At 71.4% G+C, this 15,082-nt stretch carries 11 protein-coding genes; 6 read left to right on the top strand and 5 right to left on the bottom strand.

All coding sequences use genetic code 11. The features are described 5' to 3' along the window. Positions 1–4: 4 nt before the first annotated feature. The gene (locus tag ACZ561_RS09675) at positions 5–2,509 is read right to left on the bottom strand and encodes a SpoIIE family protein phosphatase (protein ID WP_470991637.1); all 2,505 of its coding nucleotides are present in this window, start codon (positions 2,507–2,509) and stop codon (positions 5–7) included. Between the two features lie 208 nt (positions 2,510–2,717). Here ACZ561_RS09675 and ACZ561_RS09670 point away from each other — a divergent pair, with 208 nt between their 5' ends. The 3 genes from ACZ561_RS09670 to ACZ561_RS09660 all read left to right on the top strand — a co-directional run bounded on the left by ACZ561_RS09670 (position 2,718) and on the right by ACZ561_RS09660 (position 4,426). Continuing rightward, positions 2,718–3,482 carry an alpha/beta fold hydrolase gene (locus ACZ561_RS09670; protein WP_470991634.1) on the top strand — a complete coding sequence of 255 codons (765 nt, stop codon included), beginning with the start codon at positions 2,718–2,720 and terminating at the stop codon, positions 3,480–3,482. A gap of 75 nt (positions 3,483–3,557) precedes the next feature. Further along, positions 3,558–3,827 carry a hypothetical protein gene (locus tag ACZ561_RS09665; RefSeq protein ID WP_470991631.1) on the top strand — a complete coding sequence of 90 codons (270 nt, stop codon included), beginning with the start codon at positions 3,558–3,560 and terminating at the stop codon, positions 3,825–3,827. Positions 3,828–3,916: 89 nt separating this feature from the next. After that, complete coding sequence (locus ACZ561_RS09660; RefSeq protein WP_470991628.1) at positions 3,917–4,426, top strand: DinB family protein; 510 nt, start codon at positions 3,917–3,919, stop codon at positions 4,424–4,426. A 139-nt stretch (positions 4,427–4,565) separates the two neighbouring features. On the opposite strand, the gene ACZ561_RS09655 is transcribed toward ACZ561_RS09660, so the two are convergent. Further along, a complete protein-coding gene (locus ACZ561_RS09655; protein WP_470991625.1) occupies positions 4,566–4,700 on the bottom strand; it encodes a hypothetical protein in 135 nt (44 codons plus the stop codon). A gap of 169 nt (positions 4,701–4,869) precedes the next feature. On the opposite strand from ACZ561_RS09655, the gene ACZ561_RS09650 reads away from it, so the two are divergent. Both ACZ561_RS09650 and ACZ561_RS09645 read left to right on the top strand, forming a co-directional pair. Next, positions 4,870–6,276, top strand: coding sequence for an FAD-binding oxidoreductase (locus ACZ561_RS09650; RefSeq protein ID WP_470991623.1), 1,407 nt, complete (start codon positions 4,870–4,872; stop codon positions 6,274–6,276). Between the two features lie 52 nt (positions 6,277–6,328). Further along, positions 6,329–6,595, top strand: coding sequence for a hypothetical protein (locus ACZ561_RS09645; protein WP_329112541.1), 267 nt, complete (start codon positions 6,329–6,331; stop codon positions 6,593–6,595). Here the strand turns inward: ACZ561_RS09645 and ACZ561_RS09640 are convergent. The 3 genes from ACZ561_RS09640 to ACZ561_RS09630 all read right to left on the bottom strand — a co-directional run bounded on the left by ACZ561_RS09640 (position 6,592) and on the right by ACZ561_RS09630 (position 11,829). Next, positions 6,592–8,421: a hypothetical protein gene (locus ACZ561_RS09640; RefSeq protein WP_470991620.1), complete on the bottom strand. Its 1,830-nt coding sequence runs from the start codon at positions 8,419–8,421 to the stop codon at positions 6,592–6,594. The genes ACZ561_RS09645 and ACZ561_RS09640 overlap by 4 nt on opposite strands. 138 nt (positions 8,422–8,559) lie before the next feature. Beyond that, entirely contained in the window at positions 8,560–10,287 is a 1,728-nt protein-coding gene (locus ACZ561_RS09635; protein ID WP_470991617.1) for a glycoside hydrolase family 6 protein, read from the bottom strand. 12 nt (positions 10,288–10,299) lie between these two features. After that, positions 10,300–11,829, bottom strand: coding sequence for a cellulase family glycosylhydrolase (locus tag ACZ561_RS09630; protein WP_470991615.1), 1,530 nt, complete (start codon positions 11,827–11,829; stop codon positions 10,300–10,302). Between the two features lie 262 nt (positions 11,830–12,091). Between ACZ561_RS09630 and ACZ561_RS09625 the strand changes: the two genes are divergently transcribed. Further along, positions 12,092–15,004 (top strand): glycoside hydrolase family 48 protein, encoded by a 2,913-nt coding sequence (locus tag ACZ561_RS09625; protein WP_470991612.1) that lies wholly within the window; start codon positions 12,092–12,094, stop codon positions 15,002–15,004. Positions 15,005–15,082 lie beyond the last annotated feature (78 nt).

The raw sequence follows: 15,082 nt of genomic DNA, 5'->3' as shown, positions 1-15,082 counted from the left end.
CTTCCTAGGGGTGGGGATGGGCCCAGCGGGCGGCGAGGAGCAGGGCGATGTCGTCGGGCCGGTCGGTGGCCTGACGGGCGTCGCGGATCAGCCGGTCCGCGGTCTCCGTGAGCGGAATCGACCCGGTCACGGAGAACGTGCGGCGCAGCCACTCGACCCCTTCGTCGATATCGGTGCCCGGACGCTCCACCAGACCGTCCGTGTACAGCGCGAGGACCGCCCCGCGATCCAGCTGCAGCTCGGTGACCGGGTACGTGGCGTCGCCGTCGATTCCCAGGACCAGCCCGCCCGGCAGCTCCAGCACCTCCGTCGTGCCGTCGGGCCGCCGCAGCAGCGGCTGCGGATGCCCGGCCCGGACGGCCTGCGTGGCGCCGGTCGCCGGATCGAGGACGACATAGCAACAGCTCGCGAACTGCCCCGGGTCGAGGTCGATCAGCAGCCGGTTGGTGCCCTGCATCACCTTCTGCGGCGGATGACCGCCGAGCGCGAAGGCCCGGACCGCGCTGCGCAGTTGCCCCATCGTGGCCGCGGCGGCGACGCCGTGGCCCTGGACGTCGCCGACCACCAGCGCCAGCAGCCCCTCCCCCGTCTCGAGCACGTCGTACCAGTCGCCGCCCACCTCCATGCCCTGCGTACCGGGCAGATACCGCGCCACCGTGTCGACCTGCTCGCGAACCGGCAGCCGGGCGGGAAGCAGCGCGTCCTGCAACCCGCGGGCGAGGGCGGATTCGCTGTCGTACCGCCGGGCCCGCTCCAACGCCTGCGCGATCAGCCCGGCGAGGGCGGTGAGCACCGTGCGCTCCTCCGGGCTGAAGCCGCGCGGCCGGTCGAAGCCGAGGATGCACGAGCCGACGGGCCGGCCCGACGCGATCAACGGCAGAAAGGCCCGGGCACCTGAGAGCGCGTCCAGCGGGAGATCCGGATAGGCCCGGCTCATCTGCTCGATCGACTCGAAGAACAGCGGCCGGCCGGTCGTGAGCGCCTCGACACCCGGCAGATGGGCGTCGAGCCCGACACCGTCGAACGGCTCCAAGAACCCCGGCGGGAAACCGGTCTCCCACGCCAGATAGAGATGACGGTCGCTCAGCAGGTAGATCGCCAGCTGTCGGCCGCCGAACGCCGGCAGCAGCTCGTCGGTGACGACGGCGGACACCTGGCGCGCCGTCACCGCCTCGGTCAGGGCGATGGCGAGTGCCACCGGTCGGTACAGAGCCGACGCCCGGTCCGCCGGCGAGCCGAGACCGGTGTCCGGGTGGGCGACGGAGCCGGGCGTGTAGGCGGGGTCGCTCTCGGGGAGCAGCACCATCGTGACGCCGTCGTGGCCGGGGTACAGCGAGACCGACAGCCACTCCCCTTCGGGGGTATGGGCCAGGAAGTGCACCGGCTCCTCGGAGAGCAGCGCGGCGCGCAGATGCTCCTCGTACGCGGGATTGCCGAACCAGGGCAGCGCCTCCCACAAGGTCAGCCCGGCGAGTGAGGCACGCGGGATGCCGAGGAGAGCCTCGGTGAGATGGTTCACGTACGTGATCCGGCCGAGGCGGTCGATCGCGAGGATGGCCCGTGGCAGCCGGTCGGTGGCGTCGGAGCCGACCAGGCCGGTGCCGAGGTCGACCAGGGAGCCCTTGAGCCGCCCCGGGCGGTCGCCCGCCGCGCGGGCGGAGATCTCCAGGAGATGGAGCCCGCCGTCGGGGCCCTTGAGCCGTATCCGGCGCGCCACCTGGGCACCCGACTCGGCCGCGCGGCGGGCCATGGTCCACAGCGCGGCGCTGTCCTCCGGTGCGAGGCGCGCGGTCAGCGCCTCCATGGTCCCGGGGAACGCGTCGCTTTCGGCCTCGCCGATGATGGCCCGCAGCCCGGCGTCGGCGGTGACGGTTCCGGTGGTCAGGTCCCAGTCGAAATAGCCGATCCGGACCGGCTTCGTGCCGCCCGAGGGAAGCTGGACGCACACCGGCTCACCGGGCCATTCGACGAGGACGCCGGTGTCGGAGAGATCCGCGAGGGCGTCCCCGAGCCGGCGCGCCTCCCGCGCCAGCCGCATCCGGTCCCGGGAGTTCACCGGGACGCCGGGGCTCGGCGCACGCAGCACCACGAGCACGCCGAAGCGTTCCCGGCCGCTGACGACCGGCGCGTACAAGGATCCGAAGGGGAACGGAAGGCTCGCCACGAGCTGGGGAAACTGCCGCATGGCCTCCTCGACGTCGGCGAGGTGGACCGGCTGGCCGGAGCGGTGGGCCTCCGCCACCGGGAACGGGCGGTTCACATGCATCCGCCACCAGGGCCGGAACAGCGGGCCGGGGAGCCCGGCGAGGACCGCCATGCGGAGCAGGTCCGGCGTTCCGGACCGCAGATAGACCCCGCCCGCGTAACCGCCGACCGCCTCGATCGTCCGGAGCGCGCCCTCGGCCAGGACCAGAGGCAGGGCGTCGAGCAGCTGCCCGTCGTCCGCGCTCCGGGGAACGTACCCGGTCCCGGCCGACGGGGCAGGGCCGGCCACGCCGTGCGACGTCACACAGTCAGCATGCTCCCGGGCCGTGGCGGATCGCATCTCGGAGCGGTTGCGCCACGCACCGGCCCGGACACGCCCGGTCACCCCCGGTGTGCCGCGGTGCGCCCCGGTCGGGACCGTTGACCCGGCCGCCGCGGGTCGCGACACTCGATCGTCGGCACCGACGCGATCGCGACGACGCGACGGCACCACCTCATGACCAGGGGGCGTGATGACGGGCCAGGTTCTTCCGTACGACATCGAGGGAAGCGGGCCCCGGCGGGCCCTCGTGCTGCACAACTGGTTCGGCGACCGCACGAGCTTCGACGCGCTGCGCGGCCACCTGAACGGCGACACCGGAACGTACGCGTTCCTCGACTGCCGCGGCTACGGCGAGGCGATCGACATCGAGGGCGCGTTCACCATGGACGAGGTCGCCGCGGACGCGCTGGCCGTCGCCGACGACCTGGGCTGGGACTCCTTCAACGTGATCGGCCACTCGATGGGCGGCAAGGCGGCCCAGCTGATGCTGCTCGACGCGCCCACGCGGGTCCGCTCCCTCATCGGTATCTCGCCGGTGTCCGCCGCCGGCTTCCCGCTCGACGGCGAGAGCTGGGACCTGTTCGCCGGGGCCGCGGAGGACACCACCCACCGACGGGTCATCATCGACACCACCACGGGTGGCCGGTACGACGCCGCATGGCTGGACCCGCTCGTGAAGCGGTCGGTGGAACGTTCCTCGGCCAGAGCGTTCCGCGCCTATCTCGACTCCTGGTCCCGCACCGACTTCCACCACCGCGTCAAGGACAACCCGGCCCCGGTCCTGTTGGTCGTCGGCGCCCACGATCCGGCGCTGGGCGCCGAGGCGATGGCGGCCGGCTGGCTCCGGTGGTACCCGAACGCCCGCCTGGAGGTCCTCGCGGAGGCGGGGCACTACGCCCCGGAGGAGACCCCGCAGGCGCTGGCCGCCGCGATCGAGGACTTCCTCGCCGGCTGATCCGCACGACTCGACGTCGCGCCCGGTGCGCGCCCGACCGGGTTGCGCGAGCATGGACGGCGAGAGGCAGGTGCCATGGAGCCGTCCGTGCTGACCGCGGTGGTCGCCGCCGCGGCGCTGGTCTGCCGCGCCGCGGTGCTGGAGATGCGTATGCCCGGCGCGGGCCGTCGCGCCTTTGCCTTCGCCACCGACCGGCGGGCGCTGGGCGCCGGGCTGGGGGCGGCGCTGGCGCTCGGCGCCGTGGGCTGGGCGACAGTCGGGGGCGCCGAGGTCGCGGTGTGGGCGGTCCTGGCCGGGGTTCTCGTCGCCTCCCTGACGGCGGAGCGGCGCCCACCCGAGGAGTGAGCGCCGGCCCGGGCGTAAGTCGGTGGAGGCCCGGGCCAGGGGTCACTAGGTTCGGTACCCGCACCGGATCGTGACGAGGAGCAACGACAGTGACCACCGACCACCGCATCGGACCGCCGCACGTCGGCAGCGAACGCGAAACCCTCCGCGCCTTCCTCGACTACCAGCGCGCGACGCTCGCCATGAAGTGCGAGGGGCTCGAGGACGAGCAGCTGCGGGAGAAGTCGATGCAGCCGTCCACTCTGTCGCTGCTCGGCCTCGTCCGGCACATGGCCGAGGTGGAACGCGCCTGGTTCCGCCGGGTCTTCGAGGACGGCGAGGCGCCGATGGTCTGGTCGGACACGATCGACTTCCAGGCTGCCTACGACGCGAGCCGGTCGACCCGCGCCGATGCCTTCGCCGCCTGGGAGGCCGAGGTCGAGAACTCCCGCCGGATCGAGCTCGAGGCCGCGTCCTTGGACCTCACCGGACACCAGCCGCGCTGGGGCGAGGACGTGTCCCTGCGGATGGTGATGGTGCACGTCCTGCTCGAGTACGGCCGCCACAACGGGCACGCGGACTTCCTGCGCGAGGGCGTCGACGGAACCGTCGGCGCCTGAACGTCTCTACGGCGCCGTCGACGGAACGTCCGGAGCTCCACGGCGCCGTCGGCGGAACGTCCGGAGTTCTACGGCGCCGTCGACGGAACGTCCGGACCTCTACGGCGCCGTCGGCGGAACGTCCGGAGCCCGAGCGACGCTACGGGGGCATCAAGGCAGTCCCCCGGCGCGCGGCGATCGCCGCCGCACGGGCTTCGTGCGCGTCCGCCTCGGCGTCCCGGCCCAGCAGCCGTGCGAGCTCGGCGAGGGTGCGGGCGACCGGGCGGACCGCCATGGTGAACCCAGGTGCCGACGGCGGCGCGTCATGGTGGGGAAGCGCTCACCGCCGCCCTGGTCGCGCTGACGGGCGTCCTGCTCCTGCGGGAGCGTCCTGGCCCGGGCTGGCACCGGGTCCCAGCCGGTGGGAGCCTGACAAGAGGGGCCCGATCGGCCGAGGAGTGACGATGGGCGCAGCCCCCGCAGCGGCGCGCGTGGACGAGGCAGCCTTCCAGGAGCTGGAGCGATCCTTCTCCGGCAGGCTCGTCCGCTCCGACGAGCCCGCATACGACGAGGCCCGGCGCATTTGGAACGGGTCCATCAGCAAGTTCCCCGCCCTCATCGCGTACTGCACGGGTGTCGCCGACGTCGCCGCCGCGCTGGAGAGCGCGACGCGCAGCGGTCTGCCGGTCGCGGTACGGAGCGGGGGCCACAGCTTCCCCGGTCAGTCGCTGTGCGACGGCGGAATCGTCATCGATCTGTCGGCCATGAACGGCATCCGCGTCGATCCGGTGAACCGGACGGTCAGGGCCCAGGCCGGAGTCCTGCTCGGGGCGCTGGACCGCGAGACACAGCACTTCGGGATGGCCGTCCCCGCCGGCATCGTGACGCACACCGGCCTCGCCGGGCTCACCCTCGGTGGCGGGATCGGCTGGCTGATGCGCAAGTACGGGCTCACCGTCGACCAGCTGCTCTCCGCCGACATGGTCACCGCCGACGGCAGCTTCGTCACGGCGAGCGAGAGCCACGAGCCCGAACTCTTCTGGGGGCTGCGCGGCGCGGGCACCAACTTCGGAGTCGTCACCGAGTTCGAGTTCCGGCTCAACCCCGTGGGCCCCACGGTCCTCGCCGGACCGATCCTGTGGCCGCTGGAAGAGGCACCGCACGTGCTCGCCTTCTACCGCGACTGGATCACCGACATCCCCGACGAGCTGACCACCATCGTCGTCCACCGCAAGGCCCCGCCCCTCCCCTCGATTCCGCCCGAACTGCACGGCAGACCCGTCATCGCGGTGATCAGCTGCTACGCCGGGGCCATCGAGACGGGCGAGAAGGTTCTTCGTCCGCTGCGGAAGTTCGGGACGCCGCTGCTCGACCTGTGCGCACCCAAGCCCTTCCTGCAGCACCAGTCCATGTTCGACCCCTCGTTCCGCCCCGGCTGGTGGTACTACGTCCGCTCCTGCGACATCGAGCGGCTCGACGACGAGGTCATCGGCATCAGCGCGGCCCACGCCCTGCAGATCACGTCCCCGCTTTCGTCGTGCAACATCTTCCACCTGGGTGGTGCGGTCGCCCGCGTGGGTGAGGACGAGACCGCGTGCAGCGGGCGGGGCGTGGGCCACACCTTCAACGTCAACGGCAACTGCGTCGACGCCGAGGGCTTCGACGGGGAACGCGCCTGGGCGCGCTCGTGGTGGTCCGCTCTGGAGCCGTACCACGCCGGTGTCTACGTCAACTTCCTCATGGAGGAAGGGGAGGCGCGCGTCGAGCAGGCGTACGGGGCCGACAAGCTCCGCCGGCTGCGCCTCCTCAAGACGGAGTACGACCCCGGCAACGTCTTCCGCTCCAACCAGAACATCGCCCCCGCGGCTTGACCGCACCCGAGTGACCGGGCGAGTGTCAGTGCCGGGTGCGATGCTGCCGGGTATGGACGAGCTGATGAGAGGCCGTGTCTACGGCGCCGACCACGACGATCCCGACCCCGGCCCTCGACCCGGGCACGTCTACCGCGAGCTGGTTGCGGGCCCCCTGGACGGCCTCCTGCTCGACGTCACCGGATGGACCGCGCGACAGCTCGAGGAGGGGGCCGCCCTGGCCACGGAGATCGGCTCCTACGGCCCGGGCGGCCACGCCCGCTACGGGCCACGCGAGGGCGACGCCGTGCACTGGGACTGGGAGGGTGACACCCGCTAGCTCGGAGTTTCGGGCCAGGGGAAGCCGAGCGCTTCCGCGTCCTCCCGACTGCCGCCTCTGACCTGGGCGAAGGTCTTCGGATCGGTCGTTTCCAGGCGGGTCAGGGCGGCCGCGGCCCTGGCCTCGGGTGGTGTGTCGTCGTCCGGCAGGCTCCAGATGAACTGCAGCCACGGCCCGTCCCTGTCCTGCTTCCCCTCGGCGAAGCCCGGCCGGTACGTGAAGGACAGGACCGTCGTGTCCGGATCGTGGTAATCGGTTCCCACCCACCCGAGTCGGCCGTCCCAGCGCGTCAGGAGCTCCGGCCTGTCGCGCAGACCGGCGGCGAGGAGGCGTGCCGTGATCCGGGCCGGCCATGCCCAGGAGTGGTCGTTCTCGGCGCGCGTGATCTCGGCGTCGTAGGCGGCGGCGTCGAATCGGTAAGCGGGCAGTTCAGGTTGTCCACGCCGACCGCCCTGCGGTCGGCGCCAGTCCCGCCACACGACGTGGTCCCCGTCCCGCTGCACGGTGACGTACAGCGCCCCGCAGCAGCCCTCGGTGCAGTACGCCTCGGCGAGTTGGACCTCCCGTGGCTCGGCCGTCGCCCGCATACGTCCGCTGTCGAGCAGGGCCTCCGGGGCGTTCCCGGGGCCGAGGCCGAACGCCTCCGGTACGACGGGGCGCCCGTCGATCAGGAAGCGGGTCTCTGCGACGTCCGGGTCGGCGGGGTCGCGTACGGCGACCTCCACGCGGAGCCGGGGCGCGGCGGTCGTGGAGTGGCCGAAGGGCTGCCGTGCCGTGCGCCGGATCCAGCGGGCGCGGCGGCGCTCGGCGGGGTCATCGGGCTCGTGGTCGGCGACGGCCGCCCACGAGGGGGAGTGCAGCAGGGCCTCCAGGTCGGCCAGGAGCGCCTCCCGCCGGCCGGGCGGCCAGCGGAGGAGATGGCTGGGACCGCTGTGCAGGTCGAGGGCGAGCGAGAGCAGGGTCGCGCAGTGGTCCAGGGTCGGGGACAGGAGGGCGGCCCGTGAGACGACGGCCTCATAGGCGGTGACGGCGTCCTCGTAGGAGAGGATCTCGGGGCGGTAGTCGCGCTGGCTCGTCATCCGCGACAGCAGCCGTGCCGCCTCGGACAGGACACCGACGTCGAGACGGTCCTCGCGCAGGACGTCGGCGAGGCGTACGGCCTCCGCGATCCTGCGGGCCGTCTCCGGCCCGACGGCGCGCGGGTTCCGGGGGATCGCCGTCAGCCGAGCGCGGGCTGCCTTTTCGTCGCGGGCCGCGAGGGCGTCGACCAGTCGGCGCAGCTCGCTGTCCTCGACACGCACGGCGAGCCACACGAGGGCGGCCGCAGCACGGTCGAGGGGAGCGAGTGCCTCCACGGCATAGCCCATGAAGTCCCGGACAAGGCCGAGCGTCCGGAGGTAGGGGATGTCCTCCGGCTCGCCGAGTCGGGCCAGGAGCCCGATGCCGAGGCACACGGCCACGCCGCTGGTGCCCGTGCGGGTCAGTCGTCGGCCGAGCGCCCGTGCGGTCGGCTCGTCCTCCAGGGGCAGATCGGCGAGGGCCCAGCGGATGTGATGGTCTCGTACGCCCAGCTCGTCGAGGCGGCGCTGCACCTCGTCGGCGGCGCGCACGGTGTCCGGGTCGGTCAGGAAGGGGACGATGGCGGCCATGGCGGTCTGACGCGCATTCCGCCGGTCGAGCGGGAAGCGCGGCCGGGACGGCCGGTCGGGGGAGGGGTAACCGCCTTCGGGGAGGCGGCCGTCGGGCTCCGCGCGGTACAGGCGCAGGGCGTAGTCGTACAAGGAGGGCCGAGGGGTGAGCGCATCGCGCTCGTCCGGGGCGCTCACAGGGCGGAGTGGGACTCGATTCCGTAGGTCATGCGGGGGATCCTGCCAGACCCTGCCGACCCTGCGCGAGCGAATAGACGGGCGCCCGCGCAGGGCTGCCGTGCGCCGGCCGGAACCGCGGTTCCGGCCGGCGTCCCGTCACAGCGCCGGGTAGGCGTTCTTCATCAGTTCCTGGAACTGGGCCGAGAACCACTGCCCGGAGAGCGGCGCGTCCCCCAGCGCCCCCGACATGCTGTTGCCGTTACGGGCGTTGCCCGTGTACGTCGGGTCGCACATCCGGTCGAAGCCCTTGCCCTCGTTGTTCGGGATCTCCTTGCTGGCGCCGTCGGACTCGCCCGGCGGCTTCATCCACACGTACGCGTCGATGCCCGCGGCCGGAGCGGCCTGCGGCCGTTCGCCGAGCCCCGCGCCCGACTGGTTGCACCAGTTGCCGAGGTGGATGCGCCGGTCGTAGCGGCCGCCGTTGACGTAGGTGTCGACGCTGGTCGTCGCGCCCGGGGCGGTGGGCCGGGCGGTCCCGCCCCAGCCGTTGCGGGAGGTGTCGATCAGCATGCCGAGCTTGGAGTCGAAGCCGAGCGAGACCAGCTTGTCGCGCATCGCCTGGGCGTACGACAGCTCGTCGACGTACCGGTTCCAGTCCACCCACTTCGACTGGCGTACGGAGACGCCGTTCACGCTGTCGTTGATGGTGAAGTGGTTCTCCTTCAGCGCGCTGTAGTTGGCCGTGTTGACGATGAAGCCGTGGACGTTGGCGAGGGTCGAACCCTCGGCCTGGGCGGCCGTCCTGAAGAGTTCGGCGGACGCGCCGAAGTTGTCGTCCCAGCCGAGCCAGCCGTGGTGGCTCGCGTCCACGTAGTTGTAGACGTTGCCGATCGCGCCGAGCTTGTTCAGGGCGTAGCCGACGCCTTTGATGTAGTTGCCGTTGGTCTTCATCACATCGCAGTTCGCGGTCGCCGTCGGGCGCCCGGACACGTTGGTGACGAGGTTGGGCAGCGAGTCGATCTCGACGGTGGTGACGATCCGCAGGCCCGCGTACTTCGGGTCGGCGAGGATCGCGGAGATCGGGTCGATGTACTCGGTCTTGTACCGGTCGATCTCCGTCGGGCCGAGCTCGCCGTTGGAGGCGAGTGCGGCACAGTCCCGGCCCGGCAGGTTGTAGATGACCAGCTGCACGACGAGCTCGCCGCTGCCCTTCTGGACCAGGGCCTCGTCGAGGTGGTCGCGCAGACCCATGCCACCGTTCACGCCGGCGATGGCGGCCGTACGGTCCAGCCAGACGCCGGTGGGCTGGTTCGAGATCTTGGTGCCACCGGGCTCGGCCGCCGCCTTCGCCGACCACTCGGGGTTCACATACACCCGGGCGCCGGCGTACGGGTTGTCGGCCTTGGTGCCCGCAGGCGGTGGCGTCGTCGGGGGAGTGGTGGGCGGGGTCGTCGGCGGCTGGGTGGTGTCGTTGCAGACGACTCCGTTGAGTGTGAACGTCGCGGGGACGGCGTTGGTACCCGTGTGGGAGCCGTTGAAGCCGAAGGAGGTCGAACCGCCCGTCGCCAGGCTGCCGTTGTACGAGACGTTCTTGGCGGTCACGGCGGCGCCGGACTGGGTGAGCGTGGCGTTCCAGCCCTGGGTGACCCGCTGACCGTTCGCGTAGGACCATTCCAGGGTCCAGGAGCTCAGCGGGACACCGGTGTTGGTGACGGTGACGTTGGCCCCGAAGCCTGTGTTCCACTGGTTGGTGACCTGGTAGTCGACCTTGCAGCCGGCCGCTGCTGCTCCGGCCGTGCTGGTCATGACGGTGGCGGTGGCGCCGGTCGCCGTGATCAGGCCGATGGCCGCCAGGAGGGCGGTGCGGCTCGTTGTGCGGCTCATTGCGCGGTCCTTTCAGTTCAGGGCGCGCAGATGGTCGCGCAGCCCGATGCCGAATGCGGTGGGTGTGCCGTCGTACGAGGTGATGAGGGCCGGTCCCGAGGAGCAGTTCCAGGTGTTCCAGGTCCAGCCGAGATACGAGAGGCCGCGGTCGTCGAACCACTTCATGACGCGGTCGATGAAGCCGTGACCACAGGTGTTCTCGCCGATCTCGCCCGCGACGAGGGGTACCTGCGCGGCGACCGGAGCGAGCGTGCTGTCCCAGCACGCCTCGTTGGAGCAGGTGTTGAAGTTGTAGACGTGCCAGGCGGCGGCCAGATTGCCCGCCGGGTCGGTGGGACGGTGCGAGAGCCATTGGCTCAGATCGTTGGAGTACGCGATGCCGGGGACGAGCACGAGGTTCCGGGCGCCCGTGGCCCGGACCGCGTCCAGCAGGTCCTGCATTCCGGCGACCTCGTAGCCGATGCCCGGGCAGATGCCGCCGTCGCGCCAGCAGCTCCATGCCTGCGCGGTGGTGGAGGTCGCCCGGTCCGGATACGGCTCGTTGAACAGGTCGAGCACGACCCGGCGGTCGTTCTTGAAGGTGTCGGCGACCGAGGTCCAGAAGGCCGGCGTGTACTGGGCGTTCGGCATCGGCTTCTGGCAGGAGGCGTGGATGTCGGAGCAGCCCGCCGAGTTGCCGGTGTACTGCCCGTAGGTCCAGTGCAGTTCGACGATCGGGGTCATCCCATGGACGAGGACGCGATCGACGAGCCCCTTCACGGCGTTGATGTAGTTCGTGCCCCGGTACTCGGGCTTGATGTTGTCCAGGCCCAGCCAGCACTCCTCGTTGAGCGGGATGCGAACGGTGTTGGCCTTCCAGTCCGCGATGGCGCGGATGGACGCGTCGTCGACCGGGCCGTCGAAGATGCCGTGACCCTGGACGCACATGAACTCGCCGCCGGACCGGTTGACGCCGAGCAGACGACGGGTCGCGCCGTTCTGGTCGGTGAGCCGGGTGCCGGCGACGCTCAGTTCGGGCGCGCCGGAGACGGGGTCGGGCGGGTCGGTGGGATCGGTGGGCGTAGGAGTGGGTGTGGGGCTCGTCGGCGTGGGCGTGGGCGTGGGCGTCGGGTCCGGTCCCGGATCGACGTTGCAGACGGTCCCGTTGAGCGTGAAGGACGTGGGCGCGGTGTTGGCGCCCGCCCAGGAGGCGATGAACCCGGCCGTGGCGCTTGCGCCCGTGCCGAGGGAACCGTTCCAGCTCTCGTTGACGGCCGTGACCGTCGTGCCGGACTGGGACCACTTGCCGCCCCAGCCCTGACTGATCTTCTGGCCGGCCGGGAAGTCGAAGCCGAGCATCCAACTGCTGTGCGCCGCACTGTTGTTGGTGACGGTGACGGATCCCTGGAAGCCGCCGGCCCACTCGCCGACGACCCGGTAGTCCACTGTGCAGGGAGGTGCGGCCGCTGCTCCGGAGGCCGTACCGACCACGGCGAGAGCGGTGCTCGTCATGGTCAACGCCGCTCCGGCGAGCAGCGCGGACAAGCGTGGGGGATGTCGCATGAGCGACTCCTTGCAGCGAGGACGCGTCGCTGACGACGCGCCGACTGACGGAATCGCTCCCACTGGTGGGGCCAGACCGTAGCGTCAACTGGCGCCAACGAAAAGAGGAGTTGACGAACTTCTCGGTCGAATGTCTTCGACTCTTCGCGCGCCTTGACGCCCTTGTGTCCCAACTGCACAGTGGGAGCGCTCCCACTGGTTCAGAGCTTGTTCCCTCACTCCCGCAAGCCCCACCTCCCGAGCCGCGAGGAGAACCACCCCCATGCCACCACGACGACGACCACCGAGAACGCGTCGGCTGCTGACCGCGCTGGCCGCGGCGTTGTCCCTGCCTCTGGGCCTGACGGCCGTCGGCACCACCACCGCCCACGCGGCGGCGGTGCAGTGCAGCGTCGACTACCGGACCAACGACTGGGGTTCGGGCTTCACCGCCGAAGTCACCCTCACCAACCGTGCGACCACCCCGCTCGACGGCTGGACCCTGACCTACGCCTACAGCGGCGACCAGAAACTCTCCAACGGCTGGAGCGGCACCTGGTCCCAGTCCGGGAAGACCGTCACGGTCGCCCACGCCGACTGGAACAGGACGATCTCGGCCGGAGCGGCCGTCACGACCGGCGCCCAGTTCACGTACAGCGGCACCAACACCGCACCGACCGCCTTCGCCGTCAACGGCACCTCCTGCGCCGGCGCCCACCAGCCGCCGGTCGCCGTGCTCACCAGCCCCGCCCCCGGAGCGGTCTTCACCGCGGGCGACCCCGTGCCGCTGGCCGCCACCGCGGCAGCCGCGGACGGCGCGACCGTGGACAAGGTGGCGTTCTACAGCGACACCACCCTGCTCGGCACGGACACCACGGCCCCCTTCGCCCTCGGCGCCACGGGTCTCGCCGCCGGCTCCCACTCGCTCTACGCCAAGGCCTACGACAGCCTCGGCGCCTCCGCCGAGTCCGCCCCGGTCGGGATCACCGTCGCCGCCGGTCCCGCACTCGTCGCCACCCCCGCCCAGTTCGGGGTACGCCAGGGCGCCACCGGCACGTACGAACTGAAGCTCTCCACCCAGCCCGCCGCCGACGTCACGGTGACCGTCGCCCGCACCTCGGGCAACAGCAACCTCACTGCCACCCCCGCCGGCCTCACCTTCACCCCGGCGAACTGGAACACCGCCCAGAAGGTGACCGTCGCCGCCGCGGCCACCGGCACCGGCTCGGCCGTCTTCACCGCGACCGCCCCCGGCCACACCAAGGCCGAGGTCACCGTCGCCCAGCTGGCCGCCGACTCCACCTACGACGCACGCTTCCTCGACCTCCATGGGAAGATCACCGACCCGGCCAACGGCTACTTCTCGCCCGAGGGCGTTCCGTACCACTCCGTCGAGACGCTGATCGTCGAGGCCCCCGACCACGGGCACGAGACGACCTCGGAGGCGTACAGCTATCTGATCTGGCTCCAGGCGATGTACGGGAAGATCACCGGCGACTGGACCAGGTTCAACGGCGCGTGGGACACCATGGAGAAGTTCATGATCCCCACCCGTGCCGACCAGCCCACGACCGGCACCTACAACGCCTCCAAGCCCGCCACCTACGCACCCGAGCACGACCTGCCGTCCCAGTACCCGGCCCGGCTCGACTCCGGGGTCACCGCCGGCTCCGACCCGATCGCCGCCGAACTGAAGACGGCGTACGGCACCGACGACATCTACGGGATGCACTGGCTCCAGGACGTCGACAACGTCTACGGCTACGGCAACGAGCCCGGGAAGTGCTCCGCCGGACCGACGGCGACCGGTCCCTCGTACATCAACACCTTCCAGCGCGGCCCCCAGGAGTCCGTCTGGGAGACCGTCCCTCACCCCACCTGCGACACCTTCACCTACGGCGGCAGGAACGGCTACCTCGACCTCTTCACCGGGGACGCCTCCTACGCCAAGCAGTGGAAGTTCACCAACGCCCCCGACGCCGACGCCCGCGCCGTCCAGGCCGCCTACTGGGCCGACATCTGGGCCAAGGAGCAGGGCAAGGGCGCCCAGGTGACATCGACGGTCTCCAAGGCCGCCAAGATGGGCGACTACCTGCGCTACGCCATGTTCGACAAGTACTTCAAGAAGTCCGGGAACTGCGTCGGGCCGACCGTCTGCCCCGCCGGCACCGGCAAGGACAGCGCCCACTACCTGATGTCCTGGTACTACGCCTGGGGCGGCGCCACCGACACCAGCGCCGGCTGGTCCTGGCGCATCGGATCCAGCCACGCCCACGGCGGCTACCAGAACCCTCTCGCCGCCTACGCGCTCAGCGAGTACGCCCCGCTGAAGCCCAAGTCGGCGACCGGCGCGGCGGACTGGGCGACCAGCCTCGACCGGCAGCTGGAGTTCTACCGCTGGCTCCAGTCCGACGAGGGCGCCATCGCCGGCGGTGCCACCAACAGCTGGCAGGGCCGCTACGCCCAGCCCCCGGCCGGGACCCCGACCTTCCACGGCCTCTTCTACGACGAGAAGCCCGTCTACCACGACCCGGCGTCCAACCAGTGGTTCGGCTTCCAGGCCTGGTCCATGGAGCGGGTTGCCGAGTACTACCGGCAGACCGGTGACGCGGCCGCCGGGACCGTGCTCGACAAGTGGGTCGGCTGGGCGCTGTCGAAGACCACGATCAACCCCGACGGCACCTATCGCATCCCTTCCACCCTCCAGTGGTCCGGAGCCCCCGACACCTGGAACGCCGCTGACCCCGGCGCCAACGCCGGACTCCACGTCACCGTCACCGACTACACCGACGACGTCGGCGTGGCCGCCGCCTACGCCAAGACGCTGACCTACTACGCGGCCAAGTCCGGGCACGCCGAGGCCAAGCGGGTCGCCAAGGCACTCCTCGACGGCATGTGGACCCACCACCAGGACCCGCTCGGCATCGCCGTCCCGGAGACCCGCGCCGACTACAACCGGTTCGACGACCCGGTGTACGTACCGAGCGGCTGGACCGGCACCATGCCGAACGGCGACACCGTGAACTCCTCGTCCACCTTCGCCTCGCTCCGCACCTTCTACCAGGCCGACCCCGCCTGGCCGAAGATCGAGGCCTACCTCGCGGGCGGCGCCGCGCCCGTCTTCACGTACCACCGGTTCTGGGCCCAGGCGGACATCGCCCTGGCCATGGGCTCGTACGCCGAACTGCTCGAATAGCAGCGCCCCCGCGGAAGAGCGGTCGCGCGTACGAAACGGCCGGGCAGGCCCCTGTGTTCAGGGTCTGCCCGGCACCGC

This window comes from Streptomyces sp. NPDC039609 (genome assembly GCF_055596705.1).
Note: the sequence above shows the minus strand (reverse complement) of the source record. Positions and strands in the feature narration are given on the sequence as shown.